At 38.3% G+C, this 18177-nt stretch carries 22 protein-coding genes and 1 pseudogene; 6 read left to right on the forward strand and 17 right to left on the reverse strand.

The annotated features are described in order from the left end of the window. Positions 1-6: 6 nt before the first annotated feature. The 5 genes from QMO62_RS09960 to QMO62_RS09980 form a co-directional block, all read right to left on the reverse strand. Complete coding sequence (locus QMO62_RS09960) at positions 7-147, reverse strand: CbrC family protein (RefSeq protein WP_284644908.1); 141 nt, start codon at positions 145-147, stop codon at positions 7-9. A 114-nt stretch (positions 148-261) separates the two neighbouring features. Further along, complete coding sequence (locus tag QMO62_RS09965; protein ID WP_284640774.1) at positions 262-576, reverse strand: hypothetical protein; 315 nt, start codon at positions 574-576, stop codon at positions 262-264. 110 nt (positions 577-686) lie between these two features. Further along, entirely contained in the window at positions 687-1043 is a 357-nt protein-coding gene (locus QMO62_RS09970) for a hypothetical protein (RefSeq protein ID WP_284640776.1), read from the reverse strand. A gap of 564 nt (positions 1044-1607) precedes the next feature. After that, on the reverse strand, positions 1608-2945 hold the full coding sequence (locus QMO62_RS09975; protein ID WP_284640778.1) for an SMI1/KNR4 family protein: 1338 nt from the start codon (positions 2943-2945) through the stop codon (positions 1608-1610). 17 nt (positions 2946-2962) lie between these two features. After that, positions 2963-3898, reverse strand: coding sequence for a YxiH-YxzG fusion protein (locus tag QMO62_RS09980; protein ID WP_284640780.1), 936 nt, complete (start codon positions 3896-3898; stop codon positions 2963-2965). 86 nt (positions 3899-3984) lie between these two features. Between QMO62_RS09980 and QMO62_RS09985 the strand changes: the two genes are divergently transcribed. Then, positions 3985-4632 (forward strand): immunity protein Imm33 domain-containing protein, encoded by a 648-nt coding sequence (locus QMO62_RS09985; RefSeq protein WP_284640782.1) that lies wholly within the window; start codon positions 3985-3987, stop codon positions 4630-4632. A 14-nt stretch (positions 4633-4646) separates the two neighbouring features. Continuing rightward, positions 4647-4904 carry a hypothetical protein gene (locus QMO62_RS09990; protein ID WP_284640783.1) on the forward strand — a complete coding sequence of 86 codons (258 nt, stop codon included), beginning with the start codon at positions 4647-4649 and terminating at the stop codon, positions 4902-4904. Between the two features lie 44 nt (positions 4905-4948). On the opposite strand, the gene QMO62_RS09995 is transcribed toward QMO62_RS09990, so the two are convergent. Continuing rightward, entirely contained in the window at positions 4949-5419 is a 471-nt protein-coding gene (locus tag QMO62_RS09995) for a hypothetical protein (protein ID WP_284640785.1), read from the reverse strand. 739 nt (positions 5420-6158) lie between these two features. On the opposite strand from QMO62_RS09995, the gene QMO62_RS10000 reads away from it, so the two are divergent. From QMO62_RS10000 to QMO62_RS10010, 3 genes are read left to right on the forward strand one after another with little or no spacing between them, the layout of a single operon-like run. Continuing rightward, positions 6159-6587: a DUF6884 domain-containing protein gene (locus QMO62_RS10000; protein WP_284640786.1), complete on the forward strand. Its 429-nt coding sequence runs from the start codon at positions 6159-6161 to the stop codon at positions 6585-6587. Beyond that, on the forward strand, positions 6584-7330 hold the full coding sequence (locus QMO62_RS10005; protein WP_284640788.1) for an HNH endonuclease: 747 nt from the start codon (positions 6584-6586) through the stop codon (positions 7328-7330). Before QMO62_RS10000 ends, QMO62_RS10005 begins: the two co-directional genes overlap by 4 nt. Before the next feature lie 3 nt (positions 7331-7333). Further along, on the forward strand, positions 7334-7648 hold the full coding sequence (locus QMO62_RS10010; RefSeq protein WP_284640790.1) for a hypothetical protein: 315 nt from the start codon (positions 7334-7336) through the stop codon (positions 7646-7648). On the opposite strand, the gene QMO62_RS10015 is transcribed toward QMO62_RS10010, so the two are convergent. The 5 genes from QMO62_RS10015 to QMO62_RS10035 all read right to left on the reverse strand — a co-directional run bounded on the left by QMO62_RS10015 (position 7645) and on the right by QMO62_RS10035 (position 13544). Beyond that, positions 7645-8616 carry a TniB family NTP-binding protein gene (locus QMO62_RS10015; protein WP_284640792.1) on the reverse strand — a complete coding sequence of 324 codons (972 nt, stop codon included), beginning with the start codon at positions 8614-8616 and terminating at the stop codon, positions 7645-7647. The two genes, QMO62_RS10010 and QMO62_RS10015, sit on opposite strands and share 4 nt — an antisense overlap. Position 8617: 1 nt before the next feature. Next, positions 8618-10702 (reverse strand): TnsB C-terminal domain-containing protein, encoded by a 2085-nt coding sequence (locus QMO62_RS10020; RefSeq protein ID WP_284640793.1) that lies wholly within the window; start codon positions 10700-10702, stop codon positions 8618-8620. After that, the gene (locus QMO62_RS10025) at positions 10695-11354 is read right to left on the reverse strand and encodes a TnsA endonuclease N-terminal domain-containing protein (protein WP_284640795.1); all 660 of its coding nucleotides are present in this window, start codon (positions 11352-11354) and stop codon (positions 10695-10697) included. The genes QMO62_RS10020 and QMO62_RS10025 overlap by 8 nt, the downstream gene beginning before the upstream one ends. A 214-nt stretch (positions 11355-11568) precedes the next feature. Beyond that, positions 11569-12450: a TniQ family protein gene (locus QMO62_RS10030; RefSeq protein ID WP_284640797.1), complete on the reverse strand. Its 882-nt coding sequence runs from the start codon at positions 12448-12450 to the stop codon at positions 11569-11571. Positions 12451-13121: 671 nt separating this feature from the next. Then, on the reverse strand, positions 13122-13544 hold the full coding sequence (locus QMO62_RS10035; protein ID WP_284640799.1) for a GNAT family N-acetyltransferase: 423 nt from the start codon (positions 13542-13544) through the stop codon (positions 13122-13124). A gap of 296 nt (positions 13545-13840) precedes the next feature. On the opposite strand from QMO62_RS10035, the gene QMO62_RS10040 reads away from it, so the two are divergent. Next, positions 13841-14224, forward strand: coding sequence for a hypothetical protein (locus tag QMO62_RS10040; protein WP_284640801.1), 384 nt, complete (start codon positions 13841-13843; stop codon positions 14222-14224). 200 nt (positions 14225-14424) lie between these two features. Here QMO62_RS10040 and QMO62_RS10045 read toward each other — a convergent pair whose 3' ends face one another. From QMO62_RS10045 to QMO62_RS10070, 6 genes and pseudogenes are all read right to left on the reverse strand, one after another. Then, on the reverse strand, positions 14425-14898 hold the full coding sequence (locus QMO62_RS10045; RefSeq protein WP_372516713.1) for an ArsI/CadI family heavy metal resistance metalloenzyme: 474 nt from the start codon (positions 14896-14898) through the stop codon (positions 14425-14427). 5 nt (positions 14899-14903) lie between these two features. Then, entirely contained in the window at positions 14904-15326 is a 423-nt protein-coding gene (arsC, locus tag QMO62_RS10050) for an arsenate reductase (thioredoxin) (RefSeq protein WP_284644909.1), read from the reverse strand. Between the two features lie 13 nt (positions 15327-15339). Then, on the reverse strand, positions 15340-16041 hold the full coding sequence (locus QMO62_RS10055) for an MIP/aquaporin family protein (protein ID WP_284640805.1): 702 nt from the start codon (positions 16039-16041) through the stop codon (positions 15340-15342). After that, positions 16031-16339 (reverse strand): annotated as a pseudogene (locus QMO62_RS10060) (ArsR/SmtB family transcription factor); the annotation flags it as partial. The gene QMO62_RS10055 and the pseudogene QMO62_RS10060, both read right to left, overlap by 11 nt. A gap of 189 nt (positions 16340-16528) precedes the next feature. Continuing rightward, positions 16529-17218 carry a DUF2711 family protein gene (locus tag QMO62_RS10065; RefSeq protein WP_284640807.1) on the reverse strand — a complete coding sequence of 230 codons (690 nt, stop codon included), beginning with the start codon at positions 17216-17218 and terminating at the stop codon, positions 16529-16531. 396 nt (positions 17219-17614) lie between these two features. Continuing rightward, on the reverse strand, positions 17615-17812 hold the full coding sequence (locus tag QMO62_RS10070) for a hypothetical protein (RefSeq protein ID WP_284640809.1): 198 nt from the start codon (positions 17810-17812) through the stop codon (positions 17615-17617). Positions 17813-18177: the final 365 nt, after the last annotated feature.

Below are 18177 nucleotides of genomic sequence, written 5' to 3' on the forward strand. Positions count from 1 at the left end.
TCAAATCTAACATTTTTTCGCGGCGTTCCCGTCAGCAATACACCATGGGCAAATGCCTTCGACATCTGCTGTTCTATAGAATGGATCTTTATACACATATTCACTTTTTTTGTTACAAAAAAGCCGATCACCAAAAGCACTACAGATAGCATACCGATGACTTCGGGGCTTATCTCAGAGCCTAGGTATCTCTTTCTTTATTCAGATCTCGGTAAAACCCGTCTATCCTCAGAAGAAAAATAGGGTGGAGGCAATGCGGTATTAAAACAACCATTTCTCACTAAGACCCTTTCTTGTTGATGAATGAATATCGTTAACCGTTTTAGTGCCCCTATACCAAGCAATTCTCGATTCTCCGTTTAATTCATATGTAATTTTATATACGACATTATAACTGGTCGTCTCGAAAGGTAATTCCTTTTTATCAGTCACTTTCTCTATCTTAATGACTTTAGCTTTTTTTTCTGACAGAACACGTTTAATCTCATCTTGGTGTGCATTTTCAAGGCTTCCGGAAGCAAGAAAGAAAACAACTATAAACCCAACAAGAATAAGAATTAAGTAACGAATTTCCATTATAACCCCTTATTTGATATGCCTGCTTAAAAATATATAACATTTTGATGCAATGTAATTCATTGTTTTCCTTCTTTGTTTATTACCTTGCCATAAATGCAGACCGTAGCTTACGTTTTTACCGTTCCCCAAACGATTGCTATGTAAGGTTTAGTCCTAATTGTTAGAGCTTTTAGACATTCTTCACGAAACGATAACAAAACAAATTCTGAATTTTCCTGTTTCTTAATTTCCATTCCATGAACTTCTTCTAAGGAAAGTTCCATTAAAACTTTATTTTCTTGATGCCATCTCAAATAAACGTATGAAATGCTTGGTTCTACTTCAAATTCAAGCACATCAGTTTGTCGTCTCAGAACGAACCTCCACTGTTTATAATAGTCTGGAATATCAAGTTCCTCTAATGATAATTGCGGTTCACACTCAAAAATATCAATTAATTCATGTTCTTCTGGAAAGATGTCCATGAAATAATCCCCCGACTACGTCAATAAATCATTTATTTAATTACTACTTTCGAGCTTAATTCTAAGCCTCTCGATACCTTTTGTAAGTTCTAGACGATTCTTTCTGCTTTTAATCCATTCGGGGAGCCTACTTGCCAAACTCTGATTTTTATTGGGGATCCTTTCCCGTAAAGAGGACGTAATATAATGAGCTAAAAAATCTAGATGTTCTTCGTTATACGCCCATAGTAAATTGCCTCTACAATTTGTTCTCAACCATAGATGAAATCCCATAAATGTGCCGCTTCCTGATGAGTTAACACCTGTTTTTTTCAGTACTCCACATTGACGACAAGTGAACTTGAACTCGGAATTTTCATCTTTTAGATTGATCCCCTTTGCACATTCCGAGCAATAAGGACATTCAATAAGCACAAAATCTGATTTCCAAAGAAAATGATAAATGCTTTGACCTGAATCCCTGAATCTTGAATCCACCATGATTTAATAATCCTTTACAAATTTACTTTGAGTTATCTACTAATTTACATTCACATTTTCAACTTGATAGATTGCCGCGGCAAATTACTTTACGGTTTCGTGTAAGGAATGAACAATGTCATCGTAAATTCTTTTCTTGTTGTGAAGAATTTCTTTATCCTTCATTTGTGTTAAAAAGTTCTTCATTTCCGGAATGGAAGGCTTATGAAGAATATCCAACTGTTCATTGTTGCTTTTCTCTTTGCAGTAAATCAAATGTAATGCGTTAAGTACAGTCATTTGATGGCGTTGCTCTAAGTTAAACCATTGAACCACATCAGTCCATTCAGGTTCAGAGAAAGCATACAGAGTATCCCATCCGATGTTAACAGGCAGCGTGACTTTATCCAACATCCACTTTATCACGTGGTTAGAGCGGAAATGAACTAAATGCTGCTTAGCTTCTGGGGAAGGGATACGACCTGGATGGGTCTGTTCTAAGTAGTTAAAAACCAACGCAAGTCCTTCTTTCAACGGGAGGCAACGGGAAGTTAGGCAGGAACGTTGATACACATTTAAGAAAGGAACATCCATTTCCCACAACTGTCTAACCCAATCTGCGGCGTTGATGTTTAATACTTCACCAATTGCAGTACATAACGCATTGACCTGCTTCGGCTCAACATCTGGTAGTTTTATAAGAATATGATCAAAGACTTCAGCGGGGTTATGTGTGTTAAGAACAGACATAATCTCTTCGACCGGCCCTCTAACTAAAATAAATTCAAGTAAATCAGGTACAGAGTGAGAAATAGCCTCTAGCTTTGTTGAAGTTAAAGTATCAAACCAACTCAACCAATCGAAAGAAGCTTTCGACTTAGGATCCAAGCCATCGGGAGTCAGAAAGTAGTCCAATTGCCATACTTCTGAACCTACACAATGTAACTCAGTAGCATTGCAAATGTAGTCTTCAAATGAGTCTGCTATGTAGTAAATTTCATCTTCCTCGTGGCTCCAATAAACAACCGGAGTTGTTTCTTGATTCATATCCAAACATAAATAATCTCCGTTGCCGACCATGAAAAAAGATAACTTGTATTTTAAGCTTTCACCGTAACCGTTTCCTATATCATCTGAAATGGATGACAAATCCTCGATCCACTCCGTATTCCAGCCTAATTCACCAGCGAAAATCTCCCTGAACCTAACCGGGACTATCGTTTCGTCGGGGAAAAACCATCGAAAATAGACATGTTTGGAGTAGTGAAGTAAAACATTTCGAAAGCTTTCAGGTAATTTGTAGCCAAGTCTATTTTCAATTTGATCAATTTGTTCTATTGTTGCGGGAGGTTCCACGACTAGTTGAGAGCCTTTACCTCCAATAGAGTGTATTTGCTGTTGGGTTTGTTCCCATTTAGCTTGATATTGTTTAAATTGATTCATCATTTCCCCCACGTTATCTAAACTAATGTTTGTATAAGATCACTTAAACGAAGCCGATAAATCAAATGATTCTCTCGGATGAGTACGGTGTCCCCTCTGAAATCCCGATAAGCAGACTGAATAAGTTCCCCTGTCTCATTGACCAATGTAACTTCACACAGTTCCTTCATACTTCCGTTGCTTTTCATTTGAAGTAATACATATTTGCTGTGCTTGCCGTACCCCTTATCAAACAAAAAATAATTGCAATATACCAAAAATCCACTCGCACCTGATATCTTTGGGTTATATGTCTCGTGCTGTTGCTGATATAACCGTACAAGTTGGAAATCCGTATAATAATAAAACCATACTTCATCATCGCTAATCACATTTAATGCATAGCAGTCACATATATCAAACGAAGTATTTTTATAAATCACCTCGCCCTTACGATTCCAAGCAATCAATCCAGGTGCTCCTACTGGTTCATTCCAGCCGTAGTTACCGAAGACACCTTCATCAAAATAACCAGTCCATAAAGTGCTATTCTTCGAAGATTGGATGGTTTGTATTCCATCCCCCAATAAGATTTCGTCTTTTTTCACACCGTAATAATCAATGATCTTTCCATTTTTTTCGAAGTTGTTTTCACTATAATACCGACATCTTGCTCCGACTAGAATTAGTTGATCGTCTCCCATAGGTTGAACAAAGTGATAATTATATTTTTGTTTAGGTAAGTACACTTCAGTGTAAGTATCATTTTTTATGGTTAGTATTCTGTAATCGTGTGGCTTGTCGGTCTTGGATTGAACAAACATTCCATCGATCCTCTGAGGCTCTTCATCAATAAATAAGATATAATATTCGTTAACATGAGGTCCTTGAGAACAGGATACGATTTTGCTATGGTGCATATATTCTGATATATCGTGTACAGGGGTTAGAGTGACTTTCCGTGTTTTGTTCATACAACATACTCCTTAATGTAGTCCTTCCAATATTATACCATTCCTTAATAATGACTTGATCAAATAATTATAAAAGAGGTACGCCTATGGAAATTAAGCACAAGGGTATAAAGTTACAATATGACGCTGATTACTACGTAACGAATGGGCTAGAATCAGTGTCTGGTTTTGAAATCAAAGTTGCTAATAAAGACAGAACTACGATGGAATATCACAAAGTTCTTATTTATTTAATTGATTACATTTTTAATACAAAAGCAGTTATCAAACCAGAACAGACGATAGCGTACTACTCATGGTTGTTGAAATTTGTACCAAGTTCTGATTCTTGTTATGACCTTTGGGAGTTTGTTAACGAAGATGGAATGTTCACCGAAGGAATCGAATATTCGGCGAATCTTATACAAATGCAGGAGAAGGTATGTAACTCTAAGAACACAAAAACTTTATTTCCATTTTTCGGGCAAAAAGTGGCTATTTCAAGAGGGGTCTATGAAGGGATGGATTGTGAAGGTGTCAGGTATCCCAGCCCCGATCATATGACCGGGTGGTATATTACAACCGATCAATATGATGGCAATTTCCAGTCACTCATGGTTGTTCATTATTATCATCTCGCTTTCAAGAGGACCGATTTACTGCCCTACCTAGCACTCCCTTATGGATTTCGTTTTTCAAAATATGAATCAAAAATCGAAGTATGGCTAGATTCGACGATACAGGAATACGAATGAGCAGGGGTAACAGCTTGGAAAGAAAATCAGTAAGAGCAATTATTCAATGGCATCAAGACCCTAGTAAGCACCCAGTTAATGAATGGATTTCAGATATCGTTGTGAACTTTGGGGAAATCCAGGGTAAGAAATTGATGGGTGAGACTTGGACGGTGCTAGTTAAGAATACATCATTTATTGAAGGTACCTGGAATACATATGCTCTAGTTGACTTTATTGTTGACGAAGCTCCATCGCACCTGCTTATACCAGACTTCAATTTTAAGCTTTGAGCTGGAAGGGACATCGCCACTGTAACTATAATTAATTAAGAAAACTAACTATCCGGCTTTTCTTCAAGAATCCAAGGTACATTCCCTTGAAACTCCAATTGTATAGCTGGCTTAGGGAAATCGGCCGGTAGTAAGCTGATTGTATAAGTAAAACCGAAAGAAAAACCACTTATCTCGAGCAAGTTTGATGATAAATGATTTACCTCGCTATCTGTATTAACCCAACAGTCCGGGCCATTAATTATATTCCCAACTACATGATAAAATCCTCCATATAGGTGAGTTCCATCTGTGTTCTCGCAGTACTCAGAAACTTCGCCTTCTTTTGTTGGGTCAATTCCTAAGCTTTCGAAAAAAGACGCGACGTCCTGAGGCATTAGTTCAACTGCTGCAACGAAGTTCTTGCAATAGATGCAATCACAACCATCAGTAATTTTAGGGTGACATTGATAGTACTCCCTCGTTGCTTTAACATCCACCTCAAGTATCCAATCGCTAATAATTATTTGCTTCATGGTGATTACCTCTATAGTAGTTATTGCTTCCTAATAGTTATGGGGCTTATAGACAGCATCATTAATCTTCATGATAGTATTTTTCATACTGCTTTAGATACTCCAATAGCTCATCTATTGCTTCGTTCTTATTACCGTATATACCCTCGGTCGCCAAATAATAATTATCACTTAATCTATCTAGTTTGTTTACTAAGCTCTCGTCAATTATGAATACCATGCTTTGCATTTGTATTCTGAAAATAAACGAATAAAGTTCATCAGCTGAGATTACTTTTTTGTTATACGTTGTGTATTAATAGCCAAGCATTCTATACAGCGGTTCATTTAACTTTTCCGACCCATATGCTGATTTCAATAAAGATGCAACATCCTCAGTGGATCTATTACCGGATAGGGAGATATCAATAATCTCGTACGGATACTTGAATTTACTTTCGGTTATTATCTTATCAGCCCAAGTAATTATTTCATTTCTTGAAAACAGTCCAATAACTAATCCTAAATAATAAAAGCAGGATTCTTCTTTAATTGTGATCACATTACTCACTTCCGTTCTTTATTGCTTCTAATATCTGATTTGCGATGTCGTGACAACCTGCGGATGCTTCCTATTTTAACATATGGTGGATTATGCTGACTGTATAAATAACTGTTAACTGCATTAATATTTCTATATTTAATAACACCGTTCAGATGTATAATATATTCATAATTTGTATATGTGAGGTACAAATAGATGGAAAAACGAATTGCTTTTGTTTCATGCTCTAAGAAGAAAAAGTCTTACCCTTGTGAAGCTGCCTCGCTTTATGCGGAATCTCAACTTTTTAAATTCGCATCATCATTTTGTAACACTCATTATGACAAATGGTTTATCTTAAGCGCGAAGCATGGGGTTGTTGCTCCATCTGACATTCTTGAACCTTACGACCAAACATTAAAATCCACCTCAATATCGAATAAGAAAAAATGGGCACATAAAGTTTTATTACAAATACAACAACAATTCTCATCTAATTCGCCAGTGTTTTATTTCCACGCCAGCGATGATTACGTCAAATACCTCATACCACTACTAGAGGACGCGGGATATCAGTGCGTACGTCCCTTAAAAGGTCTTGGAATTGGAAAGCAGCAGCACTGGTATAAGGAGGCTCTTCTTTGAAACCCTTTAACATAGTCTGGAATGATATATTATCCGTCTTGAAAGAAAATGATCACGTGGTAATAACACTTATACAAGGCAAAAAAAACATCGTTAATAAGGTTACGGAGGACGGATTTTTTGTCACAACCAAATCCGCACCACAACTGGTTTGGAAAGAATGGATTGAAGATACTTGGAATGCATTAGTTAAAGAGACATCATTGACAGCAGAAGATATTCCAGGTCGTGCTCGTCATCGTTCCTCGTTCATAATGGCTTTATTGGCGCAACTACCTTATGTAAAGGCAAGCAAAGATCCTGTTGCAATGCTTTCTTTATTGAATCATGAACAATTGAGTTACAATCGTTCCTTATGGGGAATTCCTGAAATTCAATTTCAAGTAGATGAAGAGGAAGCAGCCCTTTTCCCAGAAGGAAAGAGAGTATATCGACAACACCGTGTTATCGAAAGAAACCCCAATTTGATCAAAGCAGCTAAAGAATATCATAAAAAGCGTATGAACGGCGAAGTTAAATGTATGGTCTGCGATTTCTCATTCAAGGAAAAGTATGGACAAATTGGTGAAGATTTTATAGAAGGTCATCATACTATGCCAATCTCAGAGATTACAGGAGAATATAACGCTAAAGTTGAAGATATTGCATTGGTTTGCTCGAATTGTCATCGTATGCTTCACAGAAAGCGTCCATGGCTTAACATGGACGAGCTTAAAAACTTTATAAGCCGTAAGGAGGACTAGACTTTGGATGAATTAAAACTCAAATTTCACCGGGCAATGCTGGGAATTTACCAAACAGCTAAGAAAGACTTAGGGTATAATGCCAACCGCTTCGTTCAAATGCTTACTTCTCCTGATGAGTCAGTAAGGACAGCAAAGAAATTTGTACTGTCCAATACACCGAGTGATGGGTTTTCTGAATTATGGAAAAGAGGCAGAATGGACCTTACAGTTGAAGCCCTTGTCGCCTATCATGAAGAATTTAGTCCCATCTTCTCAGATTCAGAAAAAAACGCCGCGCGTAATCGATTATTAGAAATGGGATATAAGCCGAGCTAGTTTTTGCTCGGCTTTTCTTTCTCCAAAGCAACATTCAAGTCAAATGCCTTCCCATGAAATGGATTAACAACCTTGGGTCTGGTTTCAAATGACAGCAAAGTATATCCATTCTCTAAATCGCTTTCTTCCAGCCTATCCTTTCCTGACCTTAGAGCATATATTAGCGAATGGTGCAGTAGATGGTACAGTGTTCGGGGTATTCCTAGCGTAGCGTAAAAGATTTTCTCCGCAAGTAAAGGATCATATAGATGTGACCTTTCTGGAAGTGGCAACTGAAGATCCATACTTTTTAAAAATCCCCTAAACTCCTTTCTTTGGTCATCAGTGAGATAATTAAAACCAAAGAATGAAGGCTTATGTGGAAATCTTTCATCTAACTGGCGGTTTGAAGCAAAGATTCGCTTCGCATCTTCCTTAATGCCACCAAAGATTATCGGTATATTAATATCATTCAAAAGTTGTTTTAGCCAATCCGCAGCCTTCCTTATTACACGTTGTGTTTCTGTATCGATTAGGTGCTGCAATTCGTCAATGATTAACAGCTCAACTTCAGCATCTTTAATATGTTCCTTTACCCGAGCAGTAAGCTGCTTCTCTGTCCCTTTATCATAAAAGGGATCACCTAGTTGCTGCAATAATTTCGACGCAACGTTCGCAGGCTTAGAATTTGAATCTAACTCTACGCGAAGGACCGGAACTATGTCACACTCAGTTTTGTGGCCTTTAAGTATCTTTATTTTTTTCGTCCGTGGGTGACCCTCCTCGTAGGTCTTAAATAACGTGGATTTACCTGCACCGGTATCACCTAATATCGCGGCGCCGTTCTTTAATAAATGAGAGTCGCGAATTACCTGATAGAGCTCCAGAAACCTCCGGTGATGAACAACAATTTTCTTAAGGTCCGAAAGTCGAATTTGTAAATCTTCTTCGGTTATGGGTGATCCATTCAAGCGGATATAGTTCTGCATCCTATCCTCCTAATCGGGAAACCCCGTAATCTGGCAAATCATCATCCATGGTCGAATTCACATGATCAAGAATTTTTTCATCCACCTTGTTTTCGACTGCCCGATGAATTGCTCTTTCTTCAGAACGTATTTGTTCTTTCTTGATCACATCCTCTGTTATCTCTCCTATATATTGAAGGGTTTCGGCATTTTCGGGCAGACCTAAGTCCTCGTAATTAAAGCTTTGTAGGGCAAGTCCCTCGATTATTCGAGCTTCTTCAGCAAGAGCTTGTTTGTAATTACTTCGCTTGTCCTTGTTCTGATCTTTTTGAATTTGTTTCAACTTGGTTAGAGCACTGATAATATGAGAATCGTCAAAAGAACGGCGTTTCCTTCCCTCGGATAAACAGATCGCTTTCATCTGTTGAAAAGGAAGGGGAAGTACCGGATCCACATCGTAATGTTTTTTAAAATCATGCATACGATTGGGGTCTATATATGCCTCGATAAAGGTTTTATCATAGGGATCCTCGATATAAACCTTCTTAATGTTGGAATAATCAAACCTCACCACTACTTGGGTATCGTCATCACCATTTTGTTTTAAGCGATAACGTAATTTCATAAGTTCATCGCTTGTATACCACGTTTCCTCAAGGACAATCCCCTTATTTTGAATTTTTCTCTTTTCCCTGCCTGCACACAACGCCAAGGTAATTTCTTTTCTACTAATAGGCAATTCTTTAATAAGACTGGGATCATCTGAGAATGCCTTCTCCCAAATTTGATGTGGAGTGCCACCCATTCGGCTATGGCTCCAATTGTGTGATATCATATCGACAAATATAATGTGAGCAATGTAATAAAATGCTTGGAGTGTAATACAGGCTTCGCCTTTAGAATTGTATTGTTTTTTCTTATAAATATTGGAAAAACTCGTTCCTTTCAGTGTATGAACTATATCATTAAAGGACTTTAGACCGCGTTCAACCGTTCCTTTCTTATGGCCGGCCTGAACCTCAGGATAAAGTGGTTCGATTCCAAAGAAGTCGAATATCTCTTCCAATTCGTAAGAGTTATTTTGTGAGGCATTATCAATTACCAATTCCTTAGGAATTCCATAAGCAGTCCATTCATTCTGAACTTCGGGGTACAACTTTTCCAAATATACTTTTGGTAAAAAACAATGTAACAAACACTGTTTGATGGCAAACGTATCAGGGTATTCAAATGTGATATAAAAACCCAAGGGCTCGCCACTAAATACATCAATTGCGTAAACAATCCAGGGTTTCTTCCTTTCAAGAGTTTTGGGATCAACTAAATATATATCAACTGGTGTCCAATCAAGTTCTACCCGCTGTAACGGTCGGGTAGGTTTCTCCGTCATACTCCTAGAACCATCACGTTCCAGCTTTGCTGCGACATGACCATCTCTAGCTTTATTTTGGCGATACCAATCGCGTTTTTCTTTCAATATCCTCCAAATCGTCTGAAATGATCGAAGAACTTGCTTTTGATCATCATTCCTTAATTCATTCACTTTATTAATACTATCCGTATATAACCGATAAATCTGCCGGTAAATGACATCTTCACCTGTATAGAGATTCTCCTCCATGATTTTTTCTAATGAAGCCATTACTTCTTTTTCAGTATGCCGTGTTTTGGGTCCAGGTTTCAGGTCAACTAAATAACGTGCATCACCATAACGCTCCCAGAGCTTTTTCCAATTATAAAAAGAGGCCTTAGACACCTTGTAACATTTATCTTCACGAAGGGATTTTAAATAGTCATCAAGGTTTATATTGTGAAAATACCCATGAATAACCGGATGAAGAACATCTAGCTTCATTTTAAGTAATTCTCGTTCTTTATCATTCAGTTGACTAACATCCAATTTGACCTTGCCGGCTCTTCCTGTTAAATCTTGAAACACTAGTCGATCTTCATACAAAGCTTCCTCCAACTCACTCAGGGGAATGCTCTTGGTTTCCTTATATTTAATAAGTTCAACGACAACTTCATTTCGCTCAGAACGTTTTACCATATGTTCCATCCCGTCCAACAAAAACTTTGTTCCATATGAAAAACGATTCCTAGCCACACGCATCCTCCTTTCGGGGCAATCCCCATACTACTGAATTATCATTCAAAGGTTTATGTATTAAGTCTGTACTGATTTCACTTGCGTATATTAATTTGTGAAGATTGAGCATGAACATCGAAGCATCGACTATTTCACATGCCTTCCGCAACTCACTAACAGTTTGAGGTCCCATATGTTCTAACATCACTTTAATGTATTCAGCTACAGCTGGGGTAATTTTATGCCGTTTCACCTCATGAAGTAATCTAAGGTTCTTCTGTAAATATCCTGGCCGAATTTGGTCTTCCGTAACGACATTAAAACTCCAGCCTTTTTCTTCACACAGCTTGGTCGCTGCATAAAATTTTGCACGGTTTAAATTTGATCCAACAAACTCCTTTAACTTTACCTCTACTAGGTAATAACGATTGTCCCGAGTAACAATCAAATAATCAGGAAAGTACCGACGCTTCCGACCATCATAATGAAACCGTATCCCTACCGGCTGGTAATATATTTTAATAATTGATGGGTCGTAATTGCACAGTCGAACATAATCTCGTTCCAGAAGGCTCTCGGCATGTATGATCTTCAGGCTTTTGGACGAGCCGATTTTACTTCTATAATGTCGTCCCCTAGTCGGCCTGATTTTTCTGACAGGAATTTTCATGTATAAGCCCCCTTTGTTCCAGAATTCGTTAGAATCAGTCTCTCCAGTTCAAACTTTACCTAAACGTTTAGGATCTCTGAAATTGATTCTTTAGAATAATGTTGGACGAAATACAATAACCCGGACTATGGTATTGTCCGGGTAAGAAAGAGTATTTGACTTAAACGACTCTAATTTAGGAGCGTGCGCTGTTCTGTAAAAACCATATCAATTATTAGAAAAGTTTGTAACTCTTAAAAAAAACATCAAGAGTCTGGTGTACCTTTGTTTTTGCTGTTACGTAGTTTCTTAAATAAAAAAATTTATTTTTTTTAATTCGCGGAAGTGAGATGTAATATTTGAAAAAGTTATTTGGCCAATCACTCGTTACTTCATAAACTGTGTTCATTAGTTTGTTTAAATTCCATAGATTTTTAACATACCAACCTGTTTTGTTTTTTCCTTTATCAAGATCAGTATAAATTTGATCTTCCTTACTACTGATATGATAGTTTATAAACCAACTTATTTTCTTTATAAACATATAATAATCAAATACATTCATATAATTGAACACAAACCCACTTATGGTAATATTATCAAACATTAACATGGAATTTCCTTTATCCTTAACGTTGAAGGTAAAGAAATTTGATAGTTTACATGAACAGTTTGAGCAAGTATCTTTTATTACGTCTATGTAGGTAACATTTTTGTAACAACGCTTACAGGAGTTTTGAAGTTCTACACAATGTTTAGGGCATGCAATAACTGGCGCAACCATCCACTGAATACGGTGGTATTGCTGCTCGGCTAAACATAATGAACAATATTTAGAATACTTTTGTTTCCAAAAACATGATAGATATAAACCATTTTCACTAATGAATTGGAATGATTTATTCGAATAATCATGGTAGTTTTGTTCATTAATATACCTCACCACCTGATTTATATCATTACCGCTCCTTTTTAATAAATCATTGATTCCATACTCGCTTATTAACATATTTTGTGATATATAATTAGCTTCCGCAACTCTGTAAAGATATCCTTCAAAAGATTCATCCTCGTAATAGAAGGGTCTATTTTTAAGTTTGTTGCTTATTAATATCATTAACTTTACCTCCATACAAAAAAACCTAACTCTCAGAAGGTTAGGCTTTTTTGCGAATAAATATTCAGTTCAGTGTATTTTTTTCGAACGAATTGTGGAACAAATCGTCTAACTAATGATGAATCATCTTACCTAGGGCTAAGAGTTCTTTACTATAAGTAAAAGATCTACACATCATGTTTGAATTGGGTTCAGAAAGCCGTAATATATAACCTTTAGATTTTCGTCGTGATAAGTCTATTTGCAGACGATAATAAATCGGCATGTCGTTCAAATAAATGACATAAGAACCTCGTACCAAATCCTTTACTCCCATCATTCGGAAAACTGGGAGCATAACCTGATTCGCGCCTCCAACCGGCTGCAAGTAAAGCCCCATTGCCCGGCAGATAGATGGTAAGGTTAATGTAGAAACAGGATTTACATTTACGCGCAAATCCCCTATCGGTGATACCGAGTCCACGTTTGCTGTCAGCAGAAAATAAAGTATTAGACTGGATTTCTTTATTTCACGCGGCTTTTTGAGTCGCCAAACCCTCAAACTCAATAAAATAAGTAATAGACTAATCCTAGAAAAAGAAACAGCGAAAGCCCAGGACGAGAAAATAAAGTCCTAGACTGCCGCTGGCCATTAAGCTAACGTTTTCCGATAGCGTAATGATATAACTTTTCTAAGTGATGTCTTTTTTCAAATAATAATGAGTGTGCCTGCCAGCGTTATGTATCGTTCCAAACACTTCAAATCCTTGTTTTTTGTAGAAATCTAACGCTTGAAAGCTCAAGGTATCTAATTTTATAAAATCACACTTTTTCTCTTTAGCAATCTTTTCGGCCTCTGATAGTAATTTCTTTCCGTATCCGAATTTCCGGTAAGCATCATCTACGAAAAGATACTGTACCTCTAACCAATTCCAGCATATTACACCGACCAACCCGCCGTAAATATTTCCGTCAACATCTTTCAAATATAAGTTAACTACCTGGTATCTGCCCTTCAAATCATCAGGGAAATGCTTTAGATTAAATTCAATCATTTTGTTTACGACATAAGACTTGTCGGTATTATTTGTCTCGTCACATATTTGCAATTCCACGCAGAACACTCCCTCAACCTAGCTATAGATAATAGCTTTAGTTTACCATTGAACCCCAGATTTCGGGCCGTAAAGAATACATATAATTAAGCTAGACTGCCCTTAGTTCAACGCGGCCAGGGAGCAGCTGCCGTAGCGATCTGCTCCCTATATTACGCTAACGTTCCCAGTTACTTTATTGAAGCCCATGATGGCACCTCAAATCCGGATACATTAATTAAAATATGGACCCTATGTGTTTGTCCGTTTCTAAATGTTCATGATCCCCATACAATGCGCCGAGGGGGTGATGAACAGTGGCAAATCCGGTTTTCATTGGCTCGAATTGTATCGCTAAGATAGGAAATCAATTTTTTCTGATTGCAGAAATTGAAGCAAAAACAACAGGAGTCGAAATCGACCCGATATTCGCTATAAGAGCGACTGCTTTTCAAGCTCGCCGTCTCATTCGTGCGGGTGTCATGCGCTGCAAAATTCAAAGTACTGCTCCGAGACCGTCTCGAGGGAAAGATGTTGAACTGAAAGGCGTACTTTTCGCGAATGGCCAAATATTTTCGGTATTTGACGTGGAAAATTCTACCGATGTCGCGGTACTCGTAAAAATCAACGTGGCAAAGGCGCAGCAACTGATTAGTAGAGGGGCACGCATAATCAAAGTTATTCGGCGCCCATTTAACTGAATCATAAACAAAGTGAAAGACGCAATTTAGGGATGTCGGGATCATCGCCTAAACTGCGTTTTTTCGATTACTACCATGCCTTTAATGCCCTAATTTTACCACATTACTTTGTGCTAAACTCCCCGTTACTTCAACGAAATCAGGGAACAGCTGCTGCGGCGGTCTGCTCCCTGGTTATTCCGCTAACGTTCCCAGATAGTTTAACAACATCCCTCTTTCTTGAAGGATCCAAATTCAATGGCTACCGGACCGGACGAAGGAGCGCAGCAGAGCGATGCATCACGTGGTTCACCAGCACTTTCAAATTCAGAATCCTCTTTTGTGAAAAAGATTTCCCACGCATTACCATCAGGGTCATGTACCCAAACTTTATCTTGCACCGCATAACAGCATGTCGTGTTCATTTCATCAATAAGCAAAAGCCCCGACTCCCGAAGGCGATCACCAATTTCCAGGACCTCTTGGGTATCATTGACTTGAAAGCCCAGGTGGTTAAGAACGCCGTTCTTTTCAAAAGGACGGACATTTAACGAAAAATGTAGTGCTGGATTATCCAGCTCAAATTTCGCATAATTTTCTTTTACTTTCGTCGGCTCAGTGCCAAAGAAAGCTTTGTAGAAGTCGAGAGATTTCTGAAGGTCGCTGCAGTTTACCGCTACGTGCATCCGTTTAATCATCCTCAATTACCTTCTTTCACAAATTTTTCAATGTTATTTTTAATGGATTCCCTAACTTCGCGGAACTTTGCCATGATTTCTTCTTCCGTACCGCTCGCTTTGGCCGGGTCCTCAAAGCCCCAATGCCATCTTTGTGCGTTATCGTTGTGAACCATTGGACAATGATCGTTAGCATGACCGCAAAGCGTGATAATGTAGTCTGCTTGTTTTAGGATCTCGGGATCGATTACGTCCGAGGTATGGCCTGAAATATCAACTCCTGCTTCCCTCATCACTTGAACAGCCCGAGGATTTAGCCCATGCGCTTCAAGACCCGCGCTTTTAACTTCGTAGTATTCACTTCCCAGCACCTTCAAAAATCCGTCTGCTATTTGGCTTCTGCAGGAATTACCTGTACAAAGAAAATAAACTAGCTTCTTCTCCAATTGATCCAGCCCCTTATTCATGCAGTGTTTTATATACTAGCGAAGCAGCAATTGCCCCAAGGACAGTAGCCACTAAGTATAACCACAAATGTTGCGTAGTTCCTGAAACCAATGCCGGTCCAAGTGAACGTGCAGGATTCATAGAGGCTCCACAGATCGGACCCGCGAACATCGCCATCAGCCCGACCGTAGCGCCAATGGATATACCAGCAAAGCTTCTCACCGCTTTACCATGTACAGCTGACCCCAAAATAACGGTCACAAGTACAAATGTCAAAATAAACTCTAAAACAAATGATTGGCTTTCTGACGAAAGGGGCAGGGTGGCGCCTAAATTAGCAACATTGCCAAACAAAAGAAAAAGCGTATATGAAGCAGTGATCGCCGCGGCGAATTGAATCACGATATAGAACAAACTATCCCGAAGAGAAATATCTCCCCGTACCCAAAAACCAATCGTTACCGCGGGATTAAAATGGGCGCCTGATATATGACCAAACGTATAGATAAGAGCAGTGACAACCAGCCCGAATGTCAGCGCAACTCCTAGATGTGTGATACTTTTCGTGATCTCATCAATCACCATTGCTCCAGGACCGGCAAAAACTAAAAAATAGGTGCCGATAAACTCAGCAATTAGTTTCTTTCTCATTTGTCCCGCCGCAGCAGCTATTACTTGTCTTTTCTTTTTCGTTTGTCCCACCACAACAGCCATTACTTGTTCGGGCTGGTTTGAAAATACAACACAGCTCTTCAGAGAGGATATGGCTTACCTGTTCTTGATTGATTTCGTAATAACTCCATGTGCCACGCGTCTCCTTGGTAATAAACCCAGCATCAAGCAGTATCTTAAGGTGATACGACAGCTTGGATTGAGACATTTCGAAAATACTGGTGAGATCGCAAACGCAAGTATTTCCGCGTTGAGTAAGTTCGTACATGATTTGGAGCCGCTTTTCATCGGCGAGTGCTTTGAATTTGGATTCGTATTCTTTGAGCGAAACTTCATTCATAGAGGTCATCACCTTATTAATCAACTTTTTTTGATTTATTGTCTAAACTGAATTTACCATTACTTTTCTTGTGAGTCAATATCATAATATCAAAAAAAGTTGATTAATACTATCCTGCCCGTTACTTCAACGACACCAAGGAGCAGCTGCGGTCTGCTCCCTGGTTATTCCGCTAACGTCTCCCTTCGCTTAATCAATTTTACCAAAATACCAACTAATATAGGTTTCTGGTCCGCAGATTACTGCTTCCCATTTCTTTTTATTGATGATTTTTTCAATTTTCTTCTCTCTGGTGAGAAATATAGTAATAAAAGAGTCAAAAACACTTAAAAATGCATATTCCATTTGTTTGTCTGTAATGATTATCTCCTTAAGTGGTACCTCACAGCATAATTCAGCTTGAGTCATATTCTTGATCATCAGCTCACCAGACTGGTCAAAAATAGGAGCAGAATATAACAAAGTGTCAGCACCATTAGAACACAGTACATCGAGAATGTCTGAGACTAAAAATTCAGATATATTATCTTCACGAGGATAATAAAGGTCTGTGCATAGGTTGTTACTGAGTTGAGTTGCCAAATCAGGACGAGCATACTCTTTTTTTAAAGCTAAAATTGAAGTCTTAAGGGCAACAGCTAATTCCTCATAGGATTGTATTCCTGTATCATTTAGCACTTCTTTCCACGGTTTGGGTCTACCAAGTTGCAGAGATTCTTCTAATTCGGGGTAAATGTGATCATTTTCGCTCTTCTTTTTCACATCCGCCCATCCTATTGGCATTTGAATAAACGGATTGAGCAAAATTGCCGCTTCTGTGAACGGATATGGAAGCTGTTCTAAGATTGGCTTTTCATAGTTAAACCATATGTAATCCAAATTAATACCCCTCACGCAGGAATTAAACAACCAATGACCATCGTTCTCCGTTTAGCTTAAGGTACTTGCCCTCTGAAGGTAATCCATCAACAATAGATACTCCATCAAAGGGAAGTCATGGTTTATCCATTTCTCTTTATAACCGTCCGCGCCATGTTGTTGTAGAAGTACCTCTAAACCATTCTTATTGCTTTTACAAATTCCAAAGTTTTTAAGCTCTCATCTATATCATTAAACTCCCGTTACTTCAATGAAATAGGGGGCAGATGCCGCGACATACCGCTCACTTATTCGGTTCAACTATTGTTCGCCGTCCAGTTCAATGTTTAATTATCGCTTTTATGTTCACCCTTAAAATGAAAGTGCTCGTGGTAAATACCATCCATACCTACCAACTTACCGCTTTTTTTTGTGAAAATAAGCAAAAATGCTGTTCAGTGGCAATTTGAGCAAATCATAGTTCAAATCTTTTGGTAATCCTTGAATTACTTCGACTGCCTTTTCACGAGTCTCGTAGAAAGCGATGGGAAAGTAGTTTGGAAAACGATTAACATCTTCAGAAACAAAAATTCCCCACATAACATCTTTATCCAAACCTTCACTCCGTTCTTACACTTTTCCATATTGTACCACACTAAATTGCATTAAACTGTCCTTAACTTCAATGGATTTTGGGGCAGCTGCCGCTGCGATCTGGAGTCGTTACTCGAATATGCTAAGGCGTTCTTTAAGCTCTTGTATCTCTCTATCGTGTTCCATCGACTTTAGCTCCCTTCGTTACCCATCAAAATAATACTATCCCCATAAAATCTGGTTTGGTTTATGATTTCATTCTAGTGTTCTTGTATGCTCTAAAAGCATATTTAGTGCTGGTGAACAGTAGTATTACGCCAGCAATCCAACCAATAGCTGGTGAGTATTCAAAAAATGACCTGGATGCCATGCCGCCTAATATGAAT

The sequence above is a fragment of the Paenibacillus silviterrae genome (assembly GCF_030167925.1).
Lineage (GTDB): Bacteria > Bacillota > Bacilli > Paenibacillales > NBRC-103111 > Paenibacillus_G > Paenibacillus_G silviterrae.

Bases quoted from the DNA above. Each gene is read 5' to 3' on its own strand.
- QMO62_RS10055 (WP_284640805.1), bottom strand. From the start codon at position 16,041: ATGGCTGTTGTGGTGGGACAAACGAAAAAGAAAAGACAAGTAATAGCT.
- QMO62_RS10030 (WP_284640797.1), bottom strand. From the start codon at position 12,450: ATGATATTAATAAGCAACAAACTTAAAAATAGACCCTTCTATTACGAG.
- QMO62_RS09985 (WP_284640782.1), top strand. From the start codon at position 3,985: ATGGAAATTAAGCACAAGGGTATAAAGTTACAATATGACGCTGATTAC.
- QMO62_RS10000 (WP_284640786.1), top strand. From the start codon at position 6,159: ATGGAAAAACGAATTGCTTTTGTTTCATGCTCTAAGAAGAAAAAGTCT.
- QMO62_RS10025 (WP_284640795.1), bottom strand. From the start codon at position 11,354: ATGAAAATTCCTGTCAGAAAAATCAGGCCGACTAGGGGACGACATTAT.
- QMO62_RS09965 (WP_284640774.1), bottom strand. From the start codon at position 576: ATGGAAATTCGTTACTTAATTCTTATTCTTGTTGGGTTTATAGTTGTT.
- QMO62_RS09975 (WP_284640778.1), bottom strand. From the start codon at position 2,945: ATGAATCAATTTAAACAATATCAAGCTAAATGGGAACAAACCCAACAG.
- QMO62_RS09970 (WP_284640776.1), bottom strand. From the start codon at position 1,043: ATGGACATCTTTCCAGAAGAACATGAATTAATTGATATTTTTGAGTGT.
- QMO62_RS09980 (WP_284640780.1), bottom strand. From the start codon at position 3,898: ATGAACAAAACACGGAAAGTCACTCTAACCCCTGTACACGATATATCA.
- QMO62_RS10015 (WP_284640792.1), bottom strand. From the start codon at position 8,616: ATGCAGAACTATATCCGCTTGAATGGATCACCCATAACCGAAGAAGAT.
- QMO62_RS09995 (WP_284640785.1), bottom strand. From the start codon at position 5,419: ATGAAGCAAATAATTATTAGCGATTGGATACTTGAGGTGGATGTTAAA.